Here is a 20,490-nt window from a genome sequence, read left to right as displayed (position 1 = left end):
TAGCAGCTTCGAATCGGTTTCGCCCCCGGGGCAACGGTTGTCAGCGGCGTCGTACAGGATGTCGGCAGCGCATAAACATCGCAGAACTTCACACGCAGAACTTCAACTGGATTCAGTTGTCACGAGGGGAACCGCTCCATGAGCTTCAACCAGCCGCCTCCCGGCCCGTACGGACAGCAGCCCCCGCAGCCGGGCCCGTACGGCCAGCCGCAGCAGCCGCCGGCCCCCCAGCCCGGTTACGGCTACCCGCAGCAAGGCGGCCAGGTGCCTCCGCAGCAGGGCTACGGCTACCCCCAGCAGGCCGGCCAGGCGCCCCCGCAGCAGGGCTACGGCTACCCCCAGCAGGGCGCCCAGCCCGGCTACGGCCAGCAGGCCCCGTACGGCGGCCAGCAGACGCCCTACGGCATGATCCCGCAGGGCCCGGAGGAGAGCGGCGGCAACGGCAAGAAGGTCGGTCTGATCATCGGCGCGGTCGCGGTCGTCGCGGCGATCGGCGTGGGCGCGTACTTCGCCTTCGGCTCGGGCGGGGAAGTGAAGCCGTACACGATCTCGTTGCCGGAGAAGCTGCTGAACGCGGAGTTCTCCAAGATGAAGAGCCCCACGGGAGGAGGGGCCGAGGACTTCTCGAACGACAAGGAGGCCAAGGCCCTCGGCATCACCAACAGCAAGGGCGTCCAGGGCAAGTACACGGCTGACGGCGGGCTGTCGGCGACCGTGACCGGTCTGTACGGAAACGTCGCCGACCCCGAGGGCGCCGTGAGCCAGATGCTCGCGAAGGCCGACGAGAACCAGAAGAAGACCATGCGCAGTGCCAAGATCGAGGACGTCACTCCGACGACCGAGTACTCGCCGAGTGACTTCGACGGCACGGTGATGAAGTGCCGGACGCAGAAGATCACGGTCTCCCAGGGCGGCGTGACCGTGCCCATCACCGCCTCCACCTGCATCTGGGGCGACAACAGCGCCCTCGGCCTCGTTCAGATGGTGGCCGCCCCGACCCCCTCCGGGCCCGCCACCGCCTCGACGCCCAGCGCCGAGGAGCTCTCCGAGAAGACCGCCAAGATCCGCAACGAGGTCCGCAAGGAGAAGTAGCGCCCCCGCGTCGCCCCGGAACCACGAGAGCCGCCCGGCAGCTTGGATGCTGCCGGGCGGCTCTCGTACAACGATGGGTGCGCCCTACGCGCTCTTCTCCTGCGGCTCCCCCGAGTCGCCGCGGTTGCGCGGGACCAGGGTCGGGTTCACGTTCGAGTGGACGACGTCCTCGGTGATGACGACACGGGCCACGTCCTTGCGAGACGGGATCTCGTACATCACCGCCTGGAGGACCTCCTCCATGATGGCGCGCAGACCGCGGGCGCCGGTGCCGCGGAGGATGGCCTGGTCGGCGATGGCCTCCAGGGCCGGGCGGTCGAAGTCGAGCTCGACGCCGTCGAGTTCGAAGAGGCGCTTGTACTGCTTGACGAGCGCGTTGCGCGGCTCGACCAGGATCTGCAGCAGGGCCTCGCGGTCGAGGTTGTGGACCGAGGTGAGGACGGGGAGACGGCCGATGAACTCCGGGATCATCCCGAACTTCACCATGTCCTCCGGCATGACGTCCTGGAGCTGGTCCTTGGACTCGATCTCGCGCTTGGAGCGGATCGTGGCGCCGAAGCCGATGCCCTTGGCGCCGGACCGGGCCTCGATGATCTTCTCCAGGCCGGCGAAGGCACCGCCGACGATGAAGAGGACGTTGGTGGTGTCGATCTGGATGAATTCCTGGTGCGGGTGCTTGCGGCCGCCCTGGGGCGGGACGGAAGCGGTGGTGCCTTCCAGGATCTTCAGCAGCGCCTGCTGGACGCCCTCGCCGGAGACATCGCGGGTGATCGACGGGTTTTCGCTCTTCCGGGCGACCTTGTCGATCTCGTCGATGTAGATGATGCCGGTCTCGGCCTTCTTGATGTCGAAGTCCGCGGCCTGGATCAGCTTGAGGAGGATGTTCTCGACGTCCTCGCCGACATAGCCGGCCTCCGTCAGCGCCGTGGCGTCGGCGAACGCGAAGGGGACGTTGAGCATCCGGGCGAGGGTCTGCGCGAGCAGGGTCTTGCCGGAGCCGGTGGGGCCGAGCAGCAGGATGTTGGACTTGGCGAGCTCGATGCCCTCCTCGCCGCGGCCGGGGCCGTTCTCGCCCGCCTGCACCCGCTTGTAGTGGTTGTAGACGGCCACCGAGAGCGCCTTCTTGGCGGGATCCTGGCCGACGACATAGCCGTTCAGGAACTCGTAGATCTCCCGCGGCTTGGGGAGTTCCTCCCACCGCACCTCGGAGGTCTCGGCGAGCTCCTCCTCGATGATTTCGTTGCAGAGGTCGATGCACTCGTCGCAGATGTACACACCAGGTCCCGCGATGAGCTTCTTCACCTGCTTCTGGCTCTTCCCGCAGAATGAGCACTTGAGCAGGTCGCCGCCGTCACCGATGCGTGCCACGAGGTGCTTCCCCTTCGCCTGGGATCCGTATTGCTCCACGGACCCGGGTGCTTGCCTATCGACGGTACCTTGCCGGGCCCCCCGTACGGGCCCCCCTTGGACGGACTCGGTTCACTCGGTCCGAACCCGGTCCAAGGGGGCAACGCTCCGGCTCATTGTGCGAAGACCGCTAGCCGATCGAGACCGACGACTTCCGCGTCGAGACGATCTGGTCGACCAGACCGTACGCCAGGGACTCCTCGGCCGTCAGAATCTTGTCACGCTCGATATCGTCCCGGATCTTCTCGATCGGGGTGGTGGAGTGCTTGGCCAGCAGCTCCTCCAGCTGCGAACGCATCCGCAGGATCTCGTTGGCGGCGATCTCCAGGTCGGAGACCTGACCGCGGCCGGTCTCGCTGTACGGCTGGTGGATCAGCACCCGGGCGTTCGGCAGCGCCATCCGCTTGCCGGGGGTGCCGGCGGCGAGCAGCACGGCCGCGGCGGAGGCCGCCTGGCCCATGCAGACCGTCTGGATGTCGGGCTTCACGAACTGCATCGTGTCGTAGATGGCGGTGAGCGCCGTGAAGGAACCGCCCGGGGAGTTGATGTAGATCGAGATGTCCCGGTCCGGGTCCATCGACTCCAGGCACAGCAGCTGCGCCATGACGTCGTTGGCCGAGGCGTCGTCGATCTGCACGCCGAGGAAGATCACGCGCTCCTCGAACAGCTTCGCGTACGGGTCGTACTCGCGCACACCCTGCGACGTGCGCTCGACGAAGCGCGGGACGATGTAGCGGGACTCGGCGCGCGGGCCGGAAAACTCGGACTCGGCGCCCTGCGAGAGGCCGCTGCCGGGGAAGTTGTTCATCGTGGTGTTCACCGTCCTGGTGGCGATCAAGTGGGCTGGGGGCTGAAGGGCGAGTGGTACGGGGCCTCAGGCGCCCGTGCCGCCCCCGCCCGGAACGCCGGCGGCGGAGGTCATGACATCGTCGATCAGGCCGTATTCCTTGGCCTCATCGGCGGAGAACCAGCGGTCGCGGTCGGAGTCCTGGGTGATCCGCTCGACGGTCTGACCGGTGTGGAAGGCAGTCAGCTCCGCCATCCGCTTCTTGGTGTGCAGCAGCCGCTCGGCGTGGATCTTGATGTCCGACGCGGAACCCGCCAGGCCCGCGGAGGGCTGGTGGATGAGGATCTCGGCATTCGGCAGCGCGAAGCGCTTGCCCGGGGTGCCGGCGCTCAGCAGGAACTGTCCCATGGAGGCGGCGAGGCCCATCGCGATCGTCACCACGTCGTTCTTGATGTACTGCATGGTGTCGTAGATCGCCAACCCGGCCGAGATCGAGCCGCCCGGGGAGTTGATGTAGAGGAAGATGTCCTTGTCCGGGTCCGCGGCGAGGAGAAGCAGCTGCGCGGTGATCTTGTTGGCGATGTCGTCGTCGACCGGCTGGCCGAGGAAGATGATCCGCTCGCCGAGCAGCCGGTTGTAGACCTGGTCGCCGAGGCCACCGAAGGTCGGCTCAGCGGCGGCGGAAGGCATCGGGATCGTCACGTGTCCACCTGCTCGTTGTCGGACGGCTCCAGGCCGTCTCAGCGTCGTCTTCTGGGGCGCGGGGATCGGCGCCGTGTGTCGCCCCGGCGCGGTTTCAGGGACTCCCCTGCCCTCGTATCTACGGACCCTAACGCGCAGGTCGGACAACGCCATCCCGCATCGATAACTGTTCGCTGTGAGCGCAGGCTCACCGGTCCGGTACGAGTACGGGCCCGAACACGCGGACGTGCGTGTTCGGGCCCGTAATCAGCGGTCTTCGTGACGCCGCGAGGCGACCGTGGCTCAGGCCTCGGGCTTCTCGTCGGCGGCCTCGGCGTCGGTGCCCTCGGCCTCGACGGTCTCGGCGGTCTCGTCCTCGTCGTCGAGGTCGATGACCTCGCCGTTGCTGTCCTTGACCGTGGCGGCCTCGACGACGACCGCGAGGGCCTTGCCGCGGGCGACCTCACCGACGAGCATCGGTACCTGGCCGCCCTCGACGACGGCCTGGGCGAACTGGTCGGGGGACATACCGGAGGACTGCGCGCGGCGCATGAGGTGCTCGGTGAGCTCCTCCTGGCTGACGTTCAGCTTCTCCTTGTTGACCAGCTCGTCCAGGATGAACTGGGTCTTGATGCCCTTCTCGGCCTGCTCCTTGGTCTCGGCGTCGAACTCTTCCTCGGTCTTGCCCTGGATCTCCAGGTACTTCGCGAGGTCGAGGCCCATCTGGCCGAGCTGGTGGTTGACCAGGTTGTGCTTGCGGGTCTCGATCTCGTCCGCGAGCAGCTTCTCGGGGATCGGCACCTCGACGAGCTTGAGCAGCTCGTCCAGGACCTTCTCCTGCGCCTGGGTGGCCTGGTCGTACTTCTTCATCTGCTCGAGGCGCTTGCGGCTGTCCGCGCGCAGCTCCTCGAAGGTGTCGAACTCGCTCGCGAGCTGCGCGAAGTCGTCGTCCAGCTCGGGCAGTTCGCGGGACTTGACCTCGGTGACCTCGACCTTGACCTCGGCCTCCTTGCCCTCGGCGGAACCGCCCTTGAGCTCGGAGGTGAAGGTGGCGGAGTTGCCGGCCTCGACGCCCTTGACGGCCTCGTCGATGCCGTCGAGGAGCTCACCGGAGCCGACGGTGTAGGTGACGCCCTCGGCGACGCCGTCCTCCAGGACCTCGCCGTCCACCTTGGCCTCGAGGTTCAGCGTCAGGACGTCGCCGTCCTGGGCGGCACGCTCGACCGGGGAGGTCGTGGCGAAACGCTCACGCAGCTGCTCGACGGACTTGTCGATGTCCTCGTCCGACACCTCGACGGCGTCGACCTCGACCTCGATGCCGGAGTAGTCCGGGATCTCGAGGGCGGGACGGATGTCGACCTCGGCGGTGAAGGCCAGCAGCTCGCCGTCCTTCAGCTCGGTGATGTCGACCTCGGGCTGGCCGAGGACGTTGAGCTCACCCTCGTTGACCGCCTCGGTGTAGAACTTCGGGAGCGCGTCGTTGACGGCCTCCTCCAGCACGGCACCGCGGCCGAACCGCTGGTCGATGACGCGCGCCGGGATCTTGCCCTGGCGGAAGCCCTTCACCGTGACCTGCTGGTTGATCTTCTTGTACGCCGCGTCGAGGCTGGGCTTGAGCTCCTCGAAGGGCACCTCGACAGTGAGCCGAACCCGAGTCGGGTTCAGGGTCTCCACGGCGCTCTTCACGGTTCGGTCTCCTTGGGGCTGACTTCTGGGGTTCTGCTTGAGATCTTCCCGTATCCGGCTTTTCCGGTACCGGCCGATCACGCCCGGTACACAGACACACGGGCACGCAGCTTGCATAGTAACCGCAAGGAGGATGACGCCCACAACGCGATCTTGAACAGCGGCCGGTCATACGGTGCCGCCACGGTGGGCCGAGGCCGTGCCCGACTGCTGTCATCGGGCTGACCTGCTACTGGTCGGGGTGGCCGGATTCGAACCGACGACCTTCCGCTCCCAAAGCGGACGCGCTACCAAGCTGCGCCACACCCCGTCGGTGCGACACGTAGGGTACATGGCCGTCGACGCTACGGCTGCCAGTTATCGGGGCGCCCGGTGGCGGGAGATGGGGTCGTACGCGCGACGCGCACCGTCCTCGGGAAGGGATGTGCGGTGCACCGCCGCGACCCGCTAGGATGCACTGCGTGCCGAGGTCCGTGCGACCTGTGGCGCTTGCGGGCGTAGCTCAATGGTAGAGCCCCAGTCTTCCAAACTGGCTACGCGGGTTCGATTCCCGTCGCCCGCTCGCAGGAGGAAGCCCCAGGCCGGTCGGCCTGGGGTTTTCCGCTGTACGGAACGGGTAGCCGGGTTCCTGCACGCCTCTTCGCTCCGCGGTCGCGGATCAATAAGGTGGCCTGCATGGAGATCTGGCTCAATCCCGCGTGTTCCAAGTGCCGTTCCGCCGTGGAGATCCTCGACGAGGAAGGCGCCCGGTACACCGTGCGCAAGTACCTGGAGGACCCGCCGAGCGCCGACGACCTGCGGGACGTGCTGACGCGGCTGGGCCTGGAGCCCTGGGATATCACCCGGACCCAGGAGGCCGAGGCCAAGGAGCTGGGCCTCGGGGGCTGGGAGCGCACCGACGCCGCGCGTGAGCGGTGGATCGCGGCGCTGGCGGCGCACCCCCGGCTGATCCAGCGGCCGATCATCACCGCGGACGACGGCTCGGCGCTGGTGGGACGCAGCGAGGAAGCCGTACGCGAGGCAGTGGCGCGGACCGGGGGCGAGACCTCGTAGGGCGGGACCTTGTGCGGCGCCTGGCGGAGGGCCGGCGGACCACCTAGAAGGTGATGTGGTTGATGGTGTCCGCCAGGGAGTTGAGGAATTTGTTGATGGACGGCGCCACGCCCGTGGAGGCGAGGAAGAAGCCGAACAGTATGGCGACGAGCGCCGGGCCTCCCTTGAGGGACTTCCCTCTGATCAGCACGATCATGATGATCCCCAACAGCAGCACCACTGACAGCGAAAGAGCCACACTGATCACACCCTCGGTCGGAACGCCTCACCGGCCCGGGGGCATGCCGCGCACACCCCCCTGCACCCATCGTGCCACCAACTCCATGCCCACTGCAGGCCGGTGACGAATCATCGGCCAACGCTTTGCCCGATTCCGGCCGCCCGTGAACGAGGGGCCACGGCGGGGTGGCGTACGGACGACGAGCGGGCGACGGCACGGGGGCCGCGCGGGGCGGGGACGGGGGACGGGTCGAGTCGGGCCCAAGGTGGGAAAATTTCCCCGCCTGACGCCGCGTCGGTAATTCGCGGCGATCATTTTCCCGCCGCATTCTGATCATTAACCGGCCACGGGGAATTTCAAATTCGTGGCATCCGTCACTGCCTTACGGGGCGCTTCAAAGGCTTATTGGCATTCGGACATAAGACTAAGGAATGGGACATTCCCCCAGAGTCGTTTGCGGGGGATACGGTCCGATTTGGGGGGATAACGGGGGGCGAATCGGGCAGCACTGAGAGGCCACGCCCCTGGCGATTGCGGATTTTATCCGGGCGCTCTCCCGAGCGGCACCCAGGGAAATAACGAAGGGCCCGCAGACGGTTTTACGCGCCTGCCGACCGCCGCTATCGTGCCTCAAATGTTTCCCGCTGCCTCGACACCCCGACGCGCGATGCCCCCTGCCCGGAAGGCGGCGGGTACGGACCGGACCGGGCCCACGGCTCAGCCGTCCGGCGCCGCGGAGGGCGCGGCGGCGCCCGCGCCGAAGACCGGTGGCCGTAACCCGTTCTTCGACAATGCGAAGTACCTGGCCATCGTGCTGGTGGCGATGGGGCACGCATGGGAGCCGCTGACCGACGGCAGCCGGGCGGCCGAGGCGTTCTACATGACCGTCTACACCTTCCACATGCCGGCCTTCATCATCATTTCCGGTTACTTCTCGCGCAGCTTCGACATGCGCAAGGACCGGCTGCAGCGGCTGGTCACCGGGGTCGCGGTCCCCTACGTCCTCTTCGAGACCGCCTATGCGTTCTTCAAGCGCTGGGCGGACGACGATCCCGGGCACCCCATCAGCCTGCTCGACCCGTGGTTCCTGACGTGGTTCCTGGTGGCCCTGTTCATCTGGCGGCTGACCACCCCGCTGTGGCAGGTCGTGCGCTGGCCGATTCCGCTCGCGGTGGCCATCGCCGTACTCGCCTCCGTCTCACCGGACATCGGGGACGATCTGGACCTCCAGCGGGTGCTGCAGTTCCTGCCGTTCTTCGTCCTGGGGCTGATGCTGCGGCCGGAGCACTTCAAGCTGGTGCAGCGGCGGGCGGTGCGGATCGCGTCGCTGCCGATCTTCGCCGCGGCGCTGGTGATGGCCTACTGGGCGGCGCCCAGGATGTCCTCGGCGTGGTTCTACCACCGGGACAGCGCCCAGGAATTGGGCACCACCTGGTGGGTCGGCGCGGTGATGACCCCGGCGCTCTTCGGCTGCTCGATCGTGCTGGTGGCCTGCTTCTTCGCCTGGGTGCCGACGCGGCAGACATGGTTCACGGTGCTGGGCGCGGGGACGCTCTACGGCTATCTGCTGCACGGCTTCCTGGCCAAGGGCTCGCGGTTCTGGGGCTGGTTCGACGACTACGCCTGGCTGCACACCCCGCTCGGTGAGATCGCGGTCACCTTGCTCGCGGGCGGCATCGTGACGGCGCTGTGCACCCCGCCGGTCCGCAGGGTGTTCCGCTTCGCCATGGAGCCGACGATGGCCTGGGCGTTCCGCAAGGACCCGGCCGATACGGCGCGGGCGCGCGTCAGCGCCTGAGGGGCCGTGCGCCCGGGCCGGACGGATGCTGTGGTCGGTTCACGCCATGTCATGGCCGGCGTCCCGGGCCCGCGGCGCCCCTGAGAACGGCCGCGGAAAAGGCTGAAGAACGTCCCCCCACGTCCCTCTCGGGAGGGCATCCGGCGGGGACGCGTCCGCCTCCGGCGTTGCCGTCCGGCCCCGTTACGCGTCCCGGCAGATCAGCAGCAGCGCCCGGTCGTCGTTGACGTCCTTGGCGACGGCCTCGATCAGATGCCAGGCGGCGCCGGCGAAGCCGCCGGCGACATAGCGGTCGGCCTCGCCGGTCAGCCGGTCGATGCCCTCGGCGATATCGCGGTCGGCGGCCTCGACCAGGCCGTCGGTGAACAGCATCAGCACGTCGCCCGTCCGCAGCGTGCCCTTGACCGGGTCGAACTGGGCGCCGTCATAGACGCCGAGCAGCGGCCCGTCCCCCGACTTCTCCTCCCAGCGGCCGGTGCCGGCGCTGAGCTGCAACGCCGGCAGATGGCCCGCGGAGAAGAGTTCGTAGTCGCCGGATTCCAGGTCGAGGACGAGGTGGATGGAGGTCGCGAACCCTTCGTCCCAGTCCTGGCGCAGCAGATAGCCGTTGGCGGCGGGCAGGAAGCCGTGCGGCGGCAGCGAGCCGAGCAGACCGCCGAAGGCGCCGGAGAGCAGCAGTGCGCGGGAGGCCGCGTCCATGCCCTTGCCGGAGACATCGGTCAGCACCACTTCGAGGATGGTGCCGCCGTGGGTGCGGGAGGCCACCACGAAGTCGCCGGAGAAGGACTGTCCGCCGGCCGGGCGCAGCGCCATCTCGTGGTGCCAGGCCGGGGGCAGCTTGGGGAGCGTGCTCTGGACGCGGATGCGTTCGCGCAGGTCGAAGAGCATGGTGCCGCCGCGTCGCCAGGGCACCCCGACCCGGCTGCGGAACTGGGCGATCAGCAGCCCGAAGAGCCCGACCGCGGCGACGACCAGGACCGTGCCCGGAGTGATCCGTTCCGGCCCTTCGTCGTACGGGCCGAACAGGGCGGACTCGACGACCAGCGCGGTCGCGGAAGCGCCGTACAGGACGAGGAGGTTGGCCGGCCGCAACAGCAGTCCGCCGGCGATGACCGGGAGGACCAGCGCCGTCGGGGCGATCCATTCCGGCCACCAGAGTGTGCCCGCGGCGATGGCGGGTATGGCGATGAGCAGGGCGGCCAGCGCGAACCGGTCGGAGCCCTCACCGCGGAAGTAGTCGACACCGGCCTTGCGCACGCCGATGCGGGCCCGGTGCAGACGTTTGTGCATCCGGGCCGTCAGGGTTTCCGTTCCCTGGCCGCTTGTCATTGCTCTGGGACCTTATCCACCCGTTCGGCGGTGCGTCGATTCGCCGCACGTCAGGCCGGAAAATTCCCGGGAAACCCCGTTCGAAATGCGGTCGCGCCGCCGTGGAGCGTGCTGCTAGGGATGAGGCATGGCGACGGAATTACGGATGCTGCGGGACGTCGAGTGGGACTCCTGGTCGGACACGCTGAACCGGGCGTTCGGCGAGCCGCCCCCGACCCCGGAGCAGCGGGCCGTCCGGCGTGAGGTCACCGAGACCGGCCGCTCGTTCGGCGTCTGGGACGGCGCGGACTGTGTCGCCACGGCGGGGGCGTTCTCCTTCGGGCTCACCGTGCCGGGCGGCGCCGAAGTGCCGGCGGCCGGGGTCACGATGGTCAGTGTGCAGCCGACGCACCGCCGCCGCGGGCTGCTGCGGGAGATGATGCGGCACCAGTTGGCGGACGTCCGGGAGCGCGGGGAGCCGCTGGCGGTGCTGACCGCCTCGGAGCCGGCGATCTACGGCCGGTTCGGCTACGGGGCGGCGGCCCAGGAAATGCAGCTGACCGTGGACACCCTGCGGCTGGCCGCCCCCGAGCTGCCCGGTGTGGACGAGGTAGGGCTGCGGCTGGTGGACCCGGCGGCCGCGCTGGCCGACTGCGAGCGGGTCTACGCCCAACTGGTGCCTGCCCGGCCCGGGATGCTGGCGCGGCGGCCCGGCTGGGCGCGGATGGCGGTGCTGGACCCTCCGGGCGAGCGGGAGGGGGCCGGGGAACTGCAGTGTGTGGTGGCCGAGGTGGACGGCGAGGTCCGGGGCTATGTGCGCTATGCGGTCAAACCGGTCTGGGACGACGCCGGGCCGGCGGGTGTGGTGCGGGTGCGGCACATCGAGGCACTGGACGCGGTGGTGTACGCGGCGCTGTGGCGCTTTCTGTTCGGGATCGATCTGACGTCGTCGGTGTCGGTGCGCACCCGGCCGGTGGACGATCCGCTGCCGCATCTCGTCGGGGACATGCGGCGCTGCGTACCTGTGCTGCGGGAGTCGCTGTTCGTGCGGCCGGTGGAGGTGGGCGCGGCGCTGGCGGCGCGGACGTACCGGACGCCGGTGGATGTGGTGCTGGAAGTCACCGACCCGTTCTGCCCGTGGAACGAGGGGCGCTGGTGGCTGACCGGCGACGGGACGGGTGCGTCCTGTGCGCGGACCACGGACCCGGCCGGGCTGGCGCTGTCCGTGCGGGAGCTGGGGTCGGCGTATCTGGGCGGTTTCTCCCTGACGGCGCTGGCGGCGGCGGGACGGGTGCGGGAGCTGCGGCCCGGTGCGCTGGCGGCGGCTTCGGTGGCGTTCGGGTCGGATGTGGCGCCCTGGCTGCCGCACGGGTTCTGAGGGCCTCCCCCGCTGCCGGGTCCGCGGAACGGGCGTTCCGCGGCGGTTCCGGGCGGCATCCCGCCCGTCAGCCGCCGCCCGTGCCCGGCTGGCAGCCCGGGCACCAGAAGAGGTTGCGGGCGGCGAGGCCGGCGGTGCGGATCTCGCTGCCGCAGATGTGGCAGCCCATGTGGGCGCGGCGGTAGACGTAGACCTCGCCGCCGTGGTCGTCGACCCGGGGCGGGCGGCCCATGGCCTCCGGCAGATGCTCCGGGCGGACGGTGTCGATCCGGTTGTGCCGGACGCCCTCGGCCATCAGGAAGACCAGATCGGCCCAGAGGGCGTCCCATTCGGCGCGGGTGAGGTCGCGGCCCGCGCGGTAGGGGTCGATGTGGTGGCGGAAGAGGACCTCGGCGCGGTAGACGTTGCCGACGCCGGCGATGACCTTCTGGTCGAGCAGCAGCGCCGCGATGGTCGTACGGCTGCGGGAGATCCGCTGCCAGGCGCGGGTGCCGTCGTCCCCCGGGCGCAGCGGATCGGGGCCGAGCCGGTCGTGTATCGCGTGCTTCTCGGCGTCGGTGATCAGTGCGCAGGTGGTGGGGCCGCGGAGGTCGGCGTACGCGGAGGGGTTCGCGAGACGGAGGCGCACCGTGTCGGTGGGCGGCGGGGCCGGGGCCGCGCCGAAGCCGAGCTTGCCGAACAGGCCGAGGTGGACATGGACCCAGCGGTCCGGGCCGAAGCCCAGGAAGAGGTGTTTGCCGTGCGCCTCGGCGCCGGTCATCACCTGGCCGTCGATGAGGGCCGCACCACCGGTGAACTTGCCCTGCGGACTGCTCACCCGGACCCGTTCGCCCTCGAAGCGGGAGCGGTGGTCCAGGGCGAGGCGGTGGATCGTATGCCCCTCGGGCACGGAGGTCCTCCAGTGGGCGCGCCCGCCCGCCCCGGCGGCCGGGGCGGGCGGGCGACGGGATGAACGGTGGTCAGCCCTGCGGGTGGTGGGCCGGGATGGCGGGCAGCTCGCCGGTGGTCTCGTAGGCCGAGAGCATCTCGATGCGGCGGGTGTGGCGCTCCTCACCCGAGTAGGGGGTGCTGAGGAAGACCTCGATGAACTTGGTCGCCTCTTCCTCGGTGTGCATCCGGCCGCCCACGGAGATGACGTTGGCGTTGTTGTGCTCGCGGCCGAGCTTGGCGGTCTCCTCGCTCCAGGCCAGCGCGGCCCGCACGCCCTTGACCTTGTTGGCGGCGATCTGCTCGCCGTTGCCGGAGCCGCCGATCACGATGCCGAGGCTGTCCGGGTCGGCGGCGGTCTTCTCCGCGGCGCGCAGGCAGAACGGCGGGTAGTCGTCCTGGGCGTCGTAGATGTGGGGTCCGCAGTCGACGGGCTCGTGGCCATGGGCCTTGAGCCACTCGACGAGGTGGTTCTTGAGGTCAAAACCGGCATGGTCGGAGCCGAGGTACACGCGCATGCGATGAGTGTGACACGGGCGCCGTCGGGTAGGCGCGGCTGGGTCTGCCCGGGGCTCCTGCACGGAAAGCTACCCCCCGCCTTCTGTACGCAAGCGCATCGCGTAACCGTCCAGGGTTTCACACAACAATCCGGCTGCAGACCTTCCAATCCACGGTGAACGAAGATCTAATGCGGGGGATCCATCCGAGAACCACGAAGGACGGTGCACATGGGCGCGCACCCGCCTACCACCAAAGTGGTCCCCACTGCCGGTGACCCCGGCAGCGGTGTGACCGGGGGGCAGTCGCAGGACGGACTGCAGGCAGGACTCAAGAACCGCCACCTGTCGATGATCGCCATCGGCGGGGTCATCGGCGCCGGCCTGTTCGTCGGTTCCGGCGCCGGGATCGCGGCCGCCGGACCGGGCATCCTGCTCTCGTACGCGCTGACCGGCCTGCTGGTCGTGCTCGTGATGCGGATGCTGGGTGAGATGGCCGCGGCCTCTCCCACCTCGGGGTCGTTCTCCGCCTACGCGGACCGGGCGCTGGGCCGCTGGGCCGGTTTCACGATCGGCTGGCTGTACTGGTTCTTCTGGTCGGTCGTGCTGGCCGTCGAGGCGACCGCGGCCGCCGCGATCCTCACCGGGTGGGTCCCGGCCGTCCCGCAGTGGGCCTGGGCTCTGCTGGTGATGATCGTGCTGACCGGTACGAATCTGGTCTCGGTCGGGTCGTTCGGCGAGTTCGAGTTCTGGTTCGCCGGGATCAAGGTCGTGGCGATCGTCATCTTCATCGTGGTCGGCGCGATGGCGATATTCGGGCTGCCGCCGGGCGGTGACCCGGTCGGGGTGTCGCATCTGACCGGGGACGGCGGGTTCCTGCCGAACGGTCCCGGCGCGATCCTCTCCGGCATGCTGCTGGTGGTCTTCTCCTTCATGGGCAGCGAGATCGTCACGCTGGCGGCGAGCGAGTCGCCCAACCCGGTGCAGGCCGTCCGCAAGGCCGTCAACAGCGTCATCTGGCGGATCGCGCTCTTCTACATCGGCTCGATCACGGTGATCGTGACGCTGCTGCCGTGGGACGACCCGGCGGTGGCGAAGAGCCCGTACGTGGCCGTGCTGAAGTCGCTGGAGATCCCGTACGCGGGCACCGTGATGGACGTCGTGGTGCTGACCGCGGTGCTGTCCTGTCTGAACTCCGGGCTCTACACCGCCTCCCGGATGGCGTTCTCGCTCGGTCAGCGCGGCGATGCGCCGAAGTCGTTCGCCACCGTCAACAAGGGCGGTGTCCCGGCGGTCGCGATCTACGCGTCGGTCGCCTTCGGCTTCATCGCGACGATCTTCAGCTACACCTCGAAGGACACCATCTTCCAGTTCCTGCTGAACTCGTCGGGCGCGGTGGCACTGTTCGTCTGGCTGGTCATCTGTCTCTCGCAGCTGCGGATGCGCCGGATCATCGAGCGGGAGACGCCGGAGCGGCTGACGGTGCGGATGTGGCTGTACCCGTGGCTGACGTACGCGACGATCGGGCTGATCGTCTTCGTCATCGGCTACATGTTCTACGACCCGGACGGGCGCGAGCAGATGATCCTTTCGGTCGTCGCGGCCGTGGTGGTGCTGGCGGTCGGGCTGATCCTGGACCGCCGCCGCCCGCGGGAGCGGGACGCGGTCGAGGCCGAGCGCGTGTAACGCCGTACGGCGGAAGACAAGAGGGCGGGGCCCGCACCGAGTTGGTGCGGGCCCCGCCCTCTTCATATCGGGCACCTCAACCATCGATTGAGGAACCCCCACGGCGATCAACCACCTCCGCGAGAGCGGCTGGGGGCACCTCCCAGCGGTAGCTGGGGGAGGTTGAGCCGCAAAATCAGCGGCGCCCGGCCAGCTTCCAGGCCGTGGGCAGCGCGCCCATCGCCAGCGCGGCCTTGAGGGCGTCGCCGATGAGGAACGGGACCATGCCGACGGCGACCGCCTCGCCGAGGGACATCCCGGTGCTCAGGGCCAGGTAGGGGACGCCGACGGCGTAGATCAGGGCCATGCCGGCGGCCATGGTGGCGGCGGTGCGCAGCACCCCGCGGTCGCCGCCGCGGCGGGCCAGCGCGCCCACGGCGGTGGCGGCCAGCAGCATGCCCACGATGTAGCCGAAGGTGGCCCCGCCGGCGCCCGAGGCACCGCCGGCGAACCACGGCATGCCCGCGAGCCCCGCCAGGGCGTACAGCGCCAGCGACAGCAGACCGCGGCCCGCCCCGAGCGAGGCGCCGACCAGCAGGGCGGCGAAGGTCTGGCCGGTGACCGGGACCGGGGAGCCGGGGACCGGGACGGCGATCTGGGCCGCGATACCGGTGAGCGCGGCTCCACCGAGCACCAGCGCGGCGTCACGGACGCGGGCGCGGGAGGCGGTGGCGGCCGGCAGCAGATCGGCGAGGACCGTGCCAGGACGGGTGAGAGCTGCAGTGCTCATCAGGACTCCGCGGATGTGAGTTTCGGATATGGGACGGGACGCGATGACGTTAGTCCAGGGGGCCGCCGGCGATCATCGTGTGGCGGCGACAAAGCCGTACCGGCCCGCTTGGAGAGTTCCGAACAACCGCCACCTTGCCCGGCCCTGACGGGGTGCGTGGCGTCTTTGCAGGTCACGTGATGCTCATCACGGCCGGGGCCGTCTTCCGGCGCCGGTTTTGTGGTAGCGCGCGGGGTGCGGCGACACTGTGTCCGCCCCGCGGTGAGCTGTGGAGTTCCCCCAAACCCGCCGGCGGCCCCCGCCGCCCCGGCCCTTGCGAGAGTACGAGTCCATGCACGACACAACGACCCAAGCCGGTGAGCCCGCCCTCGGCGCGGGGACCGGTGAGAAAGAGCCGCTGTCCGCGGGGCTCAAGCAGCGCCATCTGACGATGCTGGGCCTGGGCGGGGTGATCGGCGCGGGCCTGTTCGTGGGCTCCGGCGCGGGGATCGCGGTGGCCGGCCCGGGGATCGTGCTGTCGTATCTGATCGCGGGCGCGCTGGCGATGCTGGTCATGCGGATGCTCGGCGAGATGTCGGCGGCGATGCCGGCGTCGGGTGCGTTCTCGGTGCACGCCGAGCGGGCGCTGGGCCGCTGGGCCGGGTTCAGTGTGGGCTGGCTGTACTGGTTCCTGCTGGTCGTGGTGCTCGCCGTGGAGGCCACCGGTGCGGCGCAGATCGCCAACGGCTGGGTGCCGGCGGTGCCGCAGTGGGGCTGGGTGCTGATCTTCATGATCGTGTTCACCGTCGCCAACCTGGCCGCGGTGCAGAACTTCGGCGAGTTCGAGTTCTGGTTCGCGGCACTGAAGGTCACCGCGATCGTGCTCTTCCTCGCGCTGAGCCTGCTGGCGGTCTTCGGGGTGCTGCCGGACACCGAGCCGGTCGGCCTGGCGAACCTCACCGGGCACGGCGGCTTCCTTCCCCACGGCTGGGCCGGGGTGATCTCCGGTGTCCTCGCGGTGGTGTTCGCGTTCGGCGGCCTGGAGGTCGTCACCATCGCCGCGGCCGAGTCGGACGATCCGGCGCGTGCGGTGGGCCGGGCGGTGCGCAGCGCCGTGTGGCGGATCCTGTTCTTCTACGTCGGCTCGATGCTGGTGATCGTGACGCTGCTGCCCTGGTCGTCGATGCAGCCGGGCAAGAGCCCCTACGTCGCGGTGCTGGACAGCATCGGGGTGCCGGGCGCCGGCCAGATCATGAACATCGTGGTGTTCGTGGCGCTGCTCTCCGCGCTGAACGCCAACCTCTACGGCTCGTCGCGGATGGTGTTCTCACTCGCCGAGCGCGGCGAGGCGCCGCGGGCGCTGCTGAAGGTCTCCGGAGGGGTGCCGCGCCGGGCCGTGCTCGCGTCGGTGGCCTTCGGGTTCGTCTCCGTGCTGCTGAATCTGAAATGGCCGGATTCGGTCTTCCTGTACATGCTCAACGCGGTCGGCGCGGTGCTGTTGTTCGTGTGGGGGCTGGTCGCCGTCTCCCAGCTGCGGCTGCGTCCGCGCATCGAACGCGAGACACCCGGGAAGCTGACCCTGCGGATGTGGGCGTTCCCGTATCTGACCTGGGCGGCGCTGGTGGCCATGGGCGGCGTGCTGGTGCTGATGCTGACCGACGACACGGCCCGTCCGCAGCTGCTGTGGTCGGCCGGGGCGACGGGCGCGGTGTTGCTCGTCGCGGGCCTCCGCGAACTCCGCGGGCGGCGCGCCCGGCGCTGATCCGCCCTGCGTCGAAGGTCACACCGCGTCGTATTCGACGAGGAATCAGGCACACATAGTGACGATCACGTCTGAATACCGAACATTCGCTGCACAAGTGTTGCCCTGAGCGGACACCGGCGCTCAAACTGAGCCCGCTTTGCCGAGGACCCGGAGTTGTGCCGTCGGCAGGCCCTTCGCGACCTGCTGCCCCGGCGGGGGTCCAGGGGGCCCGGCAGCACCGTCGCGCCGGTCGCGGCCCCGGGAGAACGCAGTAACGCCTTGCTCCGCTCTCACCTACTGGGACAGGTACGACATGAATCGGACACCCTCGTCCGCCGCCGCCGCGCGCGAGCAGAGCGACGCGGTTCAGGGCGCGGGCCCCGACAGCGGATCCACGCTGTCCAACGGCCTCAAGCAGCGCCACCTCTCGATGATCGCCCTGGGCGGGGTGATCGGCGCGGGCCTGTTCGTCGGCTCGCGCGAGGGCATCGCGGCGGCCGGCCCCTCGATCGTGCTGGCCTACGCCGTGTCCGGCGCCCTGGTCATGCTGATCATGCGCATGCTCGGCGAGATGGCCGCGGCCAATCCGGCCTCCGGCTCCTTCTCCGTGCACGCCGAGCGCTCCATAGGCTCGTGGGCCGGATTCACGGTCGGCTGGATGTTCACCGCGCTGCTGTGTGTGGCGGTGGCCGCCGAGGCGATGGGCGCCGCGGACATCATGGTCCAGTGGTTCCCGGGCTCCGAGCCCTGGATGTGGGTCCTGCTGTTCATGGTGATCTTCACCGGTACCAACCTGGCCGCGGTCAGCAACTTCGGTGAGTTCGAGTTCTGGTTCGCCGCCCTGAAGGTCGCGGCGATCGCCATCTTCCTGGTCCTGGGGCTGCTGGCCATCTTCGGTCTGCTGCCCGGCACCCCCGCTCCGGGCACCACGCACCTCACCGGTGACGGCGGCTTCCTCCCCAAGGGCGTCGACGGCCTGATGATCGGCCTGCTGGCCTCGGTGTTCGCCTACGGCGGCCTGGAGACGGTGACCATCGCGGCCGCCGAGTCCAAGGACCCGGTCCGCGGCGTCGCCCGCGCGGTGCGTACCGCGATGTGGCGGATCGCCCTCTTCTACGTCGGCTCGATGGCCGTCATCGTCACGGTCATCCCCTGGAGCGCCCCCTCCATCGCCAAGAGCGGTCCGTACGTGGCGGTCCTGGACTACCTGGAGATCCCGGCGGCCGGCCAGGTCATGAACGTCGTCATCCTGGTCGCCCTGCTCTCCGCGGTGAACGCCAACCTCTACGGCGCCTCACGGATGGCGTACTCGCTCATCTCCCGCGGCCAGGGCCCGGCCTTCCTCGGCAAGGTCAGCGGCGGCGTCCCGCGCCGCGCCGTCCTGCTGTGCGCCGCCTTCGGCTTCTTCGCGGTCGTGCTGAGCTTCCTGTGGCCCGACACGCTCTTCCAGTGGCTGCTGAACATGGTCGGCGCGGCCGTCCTGGTGGTGTGGGGCTTCATCGCCGTCGCCCAGCTGCGGATGCGCCGGATGCTGGAGCGCGAGGCACCCGAGAAGCTCGTGGTGAAGATGTGGGCCTTCCCGGTGCTGACCTGGGTGGCGCTGGCGGGTATCACCGCCGTGCTGCTGCTGATGCTGCGCGATGAGAACCAGCGCATCCAGCTGCTGTTCACCGGTGGCTTCGGGGTGGTGCTGACGGTGATCGGACTGATCCGGCAGCGGGCGCTGGGCCGGGGCGCGGGCCTGTCCGAGGAGTAGCGCTCCCCCACTCCCCATCAGGCGGGGCGGGACCTCATTCCGAGGTCCCGCCCCGCCTCCGTCTTTGGGACCAGGCCGGTCACCGCAACCGGCCGGTGATCACTGCTGCTGATAGCGTGCTCTTGCACATTGTTTGCAACTACTGCATGTAAGCAGCTTGGAGGCGGGATCGGCATGGCGACCTACACACTTCCGGAACTCCCCTACGACTACGCGGCGCTGGCCCCGGTCATCAGCCCCGAGATCATCGAGCTGCACCACGACAAGCACCACGCGGCGTATGTGAAGGGTGCGAACGACACCCTGGAGCAGCTCGCTGAGGCGCGCGACAAGGACCAGTGGGGCAGCATCAACGGCCTGGAGAAGAACCTCGCGTTCCACCTCTCCGGCCACATCCTGCACAGCATCTACTGGCACAACATGACCGGTGAGGGCGGCGGCGAGCCGCTGGAGAAGGACGGTGTGGGCGAGCTGGCCGACGCGATCGCCGAGTCCTTCGGCTCGTTCGCGAAGTTCAAGGCCCAGCTGACCAAGGCCTCCGCCACCACCCAGGGCTCCGGCTGGGGCGTCCTCGCCTACGAGCCGGTCACCGGCCGGCTGATCGTCGAGCAGATCTACGACCACCAGGGCAACGTCGGCCAGGGCTCGGTCCCGATCCTGGTCTTCGACGCCTGGGAGCACGCCTTCTACCTGCAGTACAAGAACCAGAAGGTGGACTTCATCGAGGCCATGTGGCAGGTCGTGAACTGGCAGGACGTCGCCAAGCGGTACCGCTCCGCTCAGGAGCGGGCGAACAACCTGCTGCTGGCTCCGTAACAGCGTTACAGACGTCCCGCCTCGTGATCGTCTTCTCACCTTTCGCTTGGCGGGCGGAAGAACGGCGAGGCCCCACGAGGACGTGACTCGTGGGGCCTCGCCCGTGTTCGTCCACGGGCCGGTGGTCGGTCTGTGCCCACCCGTTCCGCCCAGCGGAACGACTGCCCACAGCCCGGGTCTCAGTCGAAAATCGGGCCCTGCGTCCGGGTCCGCTTGATCTCGTAGAAGCCCGGGATGGACGCGACCATCAGCGTGCCGTCCCACAGCTTGGCGGCCTCCTCGCCCTTGGGGGCCGGGGTGACGACCGGGCCGAAGAAGGCGATCTGGTCGCCGTCGTGACCCGGGACGGCGATGACGGGAGTGCCGACCTCCTGGCCGACCAGGTCGATGCCTTCCTTGTGGGAGGCGCGCAGCTCCGCGTCGTAGGCGTCGGAGTCCGCGGCGTCGGCCAGCTCGGCGGGCAGGCCGGCCTCCGCGAGGGCGTCCACGATCGTCTCGCGGGTGCGCTCCAGACCGCGGTTGTGGAAGCGGGTGCCGAGCGCGGTGTAGAGCGGGCCGAGCACCTCGCTGCCGTGCTGCTGCTCGGCGGCGATGCACACCCGCACCGGGCCCCAGGCGGTCTTGAGCAGTTCGCGGTACTCCTCGGGCAGCTCGTCGAGCCGGTCCTCGTTCAGCACCGCCAGGCTCATCACATGCCAGCGCACCTCGACCGGGCGGACCTTCTCCACCTCCAGCATCCAGCGGGAGGTCATCCAGGCCCAGGGGCACAGCGGGTCGAACCAGAAGTCTGCGGGGGTCTTCGCGGTCTCGGACACGGGGTCTCCTCTTCACGGCTGTGCGCGTAGGTCAACGGTGCAGTTCCTGGAAGGTTCAACCGCCGGTGGGCGTGCCATGATTCCCCGTGTT

The 20,490-nt window shown here is 69.3% G+C and carries 18 protein-coding genes and 2 tRNA genes; 9 read left to right on the top strand and 11 right to left on the bottom strand.

What is annotated here, in order from left to right:
- Nucleotides 1-138: 138 nt before the first annotated feature.
- Nucleotides 139-1,092, top strand: coding sequence for a hypothetical protein (locus tag STRNI_RS27740; protein WP_093644054.1), 954 nt, complete (start codon nucleotides 139-141; stop codon nucleotides 1,090-1,092).
- Nucleotides 1,093-1,176: 84 nt separating this feature from the next.
- On the opposite strand, the gene clpX is transcribed toward STRNI_RS27740, so the two are convergent.
- From clpX to STRNI_RS27715, 5 genes are all read right to left on the bottom strand, one after another.
- Complete coding sequence (gene clpX / locus STRNI_RS27735) at nucleotides 1,177-2,460, bottom strand: ATP-dependent Clp protease ATP-binding subunit ClpX (RefSeq protein ID WP_020397704.1); 1,284 nt, start codon at nucleotides 2,458-2,460, stop codon at nucleotides 1,177-1,179.
- A 169-nt stretch (nucleotides 2,461-2,629) separates the two neighbouring features.
- Complete coding sequence (locus STRNI_RS27730; protein ID WP_026169394.1) at nucleotides 2,630-3,307, bottom strand: ATP-dependent Clp protease proteolytic subunit; 678 nt, start codon at nucleotides 3,305-3,307, stop codon at nucleotides 2,630-2,632.
- A gap of 66 nt (nucleotides 3,308-3,373) precedes the next feature.
- Nucleotides 3,374-3,976 carry an ATP-dependent Clp protease proteolytic subunit gene (locus STRNI_RS27725; RefSeq protein WP_030283915.1) on the bottom strand — a complete coding sequence of 201 codons (603 nt, stop codon included), beginning with the start codon at nucleotides 3,974-3,976 and terminating at the stop codon, nucleotides 3,374-3,376.
- Between the two features lie 294 nt (nucleotides 3,977-4,270).
- Nucleotides 4,271-5,653, bottom strand: coding sequence for a trigger factor (gene tig, locus STRNI_RS27720; protein ID WP_018088268.1), 1,383 nt, complete (start codon nucleotides 5,651-5,653; stop codon nucleotides 4,271-4,273).
- A 233-nt stretch (nucleotides 5,654-5,886) separates the two neighbouring features.
- Nucleotides 5,887-5,963 (bottom strand) — tRNA-Pro (locus STRNI_RS27715).
- Between the two features lie 181 nt (nucleotides 5,964-6,144).
- On the opposite strand from STRNI_RS27715, the gene STRNI_RS27710 reads away from it, so the two are divergent.
- Together STRNI_RS27710 and STRNI_RS27705 are read left to right on the top strand one after the other, a co-directional pair.
- Nucleotides 6,145-6,215 (top strand) — tRNA-Gly (locus STRNI_RS27710).
- 113 nt (nucleotides 6,216-6,328) lie between these two features.
- Nucleotides 6,329-6,706: an arsenate reductase family protein gene (locus tag STRNI_RS27705; RefSeq protein ID WP_018088269.1), complete on the top strand. Its 378-nt coding sequence runs from the start codon at nucleotides 6,329-6,331 to the stop codon at nucleotides 6,704-6,706.
- A 43-nt stretch (nucleotides 6,707-6,749) separates the two neighbouring features.
- Here STRNI_RS27705 and STRNI_RS27700 read toward each other — a convergent pair whose 3' ends face one another.
- Nucleotides 6,750-6,944: a hypothetical protein gene (locus STRNI_RS27700; protein ID WP_026169395.1), complete on the bottom strand. Its 195-nt coding sequence runs from the start codon at nucleotides 6,942-6,944 to the stop codon at nucleotides 6,750-6,752.
- 649 nt (nucleotides 6,945-7,593) lie between these two features.
- Here STRNI_RS27700 and STRNI_RS27695 point away from each other — a divergent pair.
- Nucleotides 7,594-8,724: an acyltransferase family protein gene (locus STRNI_RS27695; RefSeq protein ID WP_109889754.1), complete on the top strand. Its 1,131-nt coding sequence runs from the start codon at nucleotides 7,594-7,596 to the stop codon at nucleotides 8,722-8,724.
- A gap of 183 nt (nucleotides 8,725-8,907) precedes the next feature.
- On the opposite strand, the gene STRNI_RS27690 is transcribed toward STRNI_RS27695, so the two are convergent.
- Nucleotides 8,908-10,053, bottom strand: coding sequence for a PP2C family protein-serine/threonine phosphatase (locus tag STRNI_RS27690; RefSeq protein WP_026169397.1), 1,146 nt, complete (start codon nucleotides 10,051-10,053; stop codon nucleotides 8,908-8,910).
- A gap of 127 nt (nucleotides 10,054-10,180) precedes the next feature.
- Here STRNI_RS27690 and STRNI_RS27685 point away from each other — a divergent pair, with 127 nt between their 5' ends.
- Nucleotides 10,181-11,410, top strand: coding sequence for a GNAT family N-acetyltransferase (locus STRNI_RS27685; RefSeq protein WP_277412227.1), 1,230 nt, complete (start codon nucleotides 10,181-10,183; stop codon nucleotides 11,408-11,410).
- Nucleotides 11,411-11,477: 67 nt separating this feature from the next.
- Here STRNI_RS27685 and STRNI_RS27680 read toward each other — a convergent pair whose 3' ends face one another.
- Both STRNI_RS27680 and STRNI_RS27675 read right to left on the bottom strand, forming a co-directional pair.
- Nucleotides 11,478-12,299, bottom strand: coding sequence for an Fpg/Nei family DNA glycosylase (locus tag STRNI_RS27680; protein ID WP_018088274.1), 822 nt, complete (start codon nucleotides 12,297-12,299; stop codon nucleotides 11,478-11,480).
- 70 nt (nucleotides 12,300-12,369) lie between these two features.
- Nucleotides 12,370-12,855 (bottom strand): ribose-5-phosphate isomerase, encoded by a 486-nt coding sequence (locus STRNI_RS27675; protein ID WP_018088275.1) that lies wholly within the window; start codon nucleotides 12,853-12,855, stop codon nucleotides 12,370-12,372.
- A 210-nt stretch (nucleotides 12,856-13,065) separates the two neighbouring features.
- Between STRNI_RS27675 and STRNI_RS27670 the strand changes: the two genes are divergently transcribed.
- A complete protein-coding gene (locus tag STRNI_RS27670; protein ID WP_266442162.1) occupies nucleotides 13,066-14,520 on the top strand; it encodes an amino acid permease in 1,455 nt (484 codons plus the stop codon).
- 175 nt (nucleotides 14,521-14,695) lie between these two features.
- Here the strand turns inward: STRNI_RS27670 and STRNI_RS27665 are convergent, their stop codons facing one another.
- Nucleotides 14,696-15,289 carry a biotin transporter BioY gene (locus STRNI_RS27665; RefSeq protein ID WP_018088277.1) on the bottom strand — a complete coding sequence of 198 codons (594 nt, stop codon included), beginning with the start codon at nucleotides 15,287-15,289 and terminating at the stop codon, nucleotides 14,696-14,698.
- 331 nt (nucleotides 15,290-15,620) lie between these two features.
- On the opposite strand from STRNI_RS27665, the gene STRNI_RS27660 reads away from it, so the two are divergent.
- From STRNI_RS27660 to STRNI_RS27650, 3 genes are all read left to right on the top strand, one after another.
- Nucleotides 15,621-17,030, top strand: a complete 1,410-nt coding sequence (locus tag STRNI_RS27660; RefSeq protein ID WP_277412226.1) for an amino acid permease — start codon at nucleotides 15,621-15,623, stop codon at nucleotides 17,028-17,030.
- Nucleotides 17,031-17,325: 295 nt separating this feature from the next.
- Nucleotides 17,326-18,768, top strand: a complete 1,443-nt coding sequence (locus tag STRNI_RS27655; RefSeq protein WP_277412225.1) for an amino acid permease — start codon at nucleotides 17,326-17,328, stop codon at nucleotides 18,766-18,768.
- A 174-nt stretch (nucleotides 18,769-18,942) separates the two neighbouring features.
- Complete coding sequence (locus tag STRNI_RS27650) at nucleotides 18,943-19,584, top strand: superoxide dismutase (RefSeq protein WP_018088280.1); 642 nt, start codon at nucleotides 18,943-18,945, stop codon at nucleotides 19,582-19,584.
- 179 nt (nucleotides 19,585-19,763) lie between these two features.
- Here STRNI_RS27650 and STRNI_RS27645 read toward each other — a convergent pair whose 3' ends face one another.
- Nucleotides 19,764-20,399: a mycothiol-dependent nitroreductase Rv2466c family protein gene (locus tag STRNI_RS27645; protein WP_018088281.1), complete on the bottom strand. Its 636-nt coding sequence runs from the start codon at nucleotides 20,397-20,399 to the stop codon at nucleotides 19,764-19,766.
- Between the last annotated feature and the right edge of the window lie 91 nt (nucleotides 20,400-20,490).

Origin of the sequence: Streptomyces nigrescens, assembly GCF_027626975.1 — a bacterium.
Taxonomy (GTDB): domain Bacteria; phylum Actinomycetota; class Actinomycetes; order Streptomycetales; family Streptomycetaceae; genus Streptomyces; species Streptomyces nigrescens.
This window is presented reverse-complemented; position numbering and strand designations above follow the sequence as displayed.

What these genes read in the sequence shown, in the direction of transcription:
- STRNI_RS27655 (WP_277412225.1), top strand. Translation starts at nt 17,326, where the DNA reads ATGAATCGGACACCCTCGTCCGCCGCCGCCGCGCGCGAGCAGAGCGAC.
- STRNI_RS27660 (WP_277412226.1), top strand. Translation starts at nt 15,621, where the DNA reads ATGCACGACACAACGACCCAAGCCGGTGAGCCCGCCCTCGGCGCGGGG.
- STRNI_RS27705 (WP_018088269.1), top strand. Translation starts at nt 6,329, where the DNA reads ATGGAGATCTGGCTCAATCCCGCGTGTTCCAAGTGCCGTTCCGCCGTG.
- STRNI_RS27650 (WP_018088280.1), top strand. Translation starts at nt 18,943, where the DNA reads ATGGCGACCTACACACTTCCGGAACTCCCCTACGACTACGCGGCGCTG.
- STRNI_RS27695 (WP_109889754.1), top strand. Translation starts at nt 7,594, where the DNA reads ATGCCCCCTGCCCGGAAGGCGGCGGGTACGGACCGGACCGGGCCCACG.
- STRNI_RS27690 (WP_026169397.1), bottom strand. Translation starts at nt 10,053, where the DNA reads ATGACAAGCGGCCAGGGAACGGAAACCCTGACGGCCCGGATGCACAAA.
- STRNI_RS27740 (WP_093644054.1), top strand. Translation starts at nt 139, where the DNA reads ATGAGCTTCAACCAGCCGCCTCCCGGCCCGTACGGACAGCAGCCCCCG.
- STRNI_RS27730 (WP_026169394.1), bottom strand. Translation starts at nt 3,307, where the DNA reads ATGAACAACTTCCCCGGCAGCGGCCTCTCGCAGGGCGCCGAGTCCGAG.
- STRNI_RS27670 (WP_266442162.1), top strand. Translation starts at nt 13,066, where the DNA reads ATGGGCGCGCACCCGCCTACCACCAAAGTGGTCCCCACTGCCGGTGAC.
- STRNI_RS27665 (WP_018088277.1), bottom strand. Translation starts at nt 15,289, where the DNA reads ATGAGCACTGCAGCTCTCACCCGTCCTGGCACGGTCCTCGCCGATCTG.
- STRNI_RS27725 (WP_030283915.1), bottom strand. Translation starts at nt 3,976, where the DNA reads ATGCCTTCCGCCGCCGCTGAGCCGACCTTCGGTGGCCTCGGCGACCAG.
- STRNI_RS27685 (WP_277412227.1), top strand. Translation starts at nt 10,181, where the DNA reads ATGGCGACGGAATTACGGATGCTGCGGGACGTCGAGTGGGACTCCTGG.
- STRNI_RS27675 (WP_018088275.1), bottom strand. Translation starts at nt 12,855, where the DNA reads ATGCGCGTGTACCTCGGCTCCGACCATGCCGGTTTTGACCTCAAGAAC.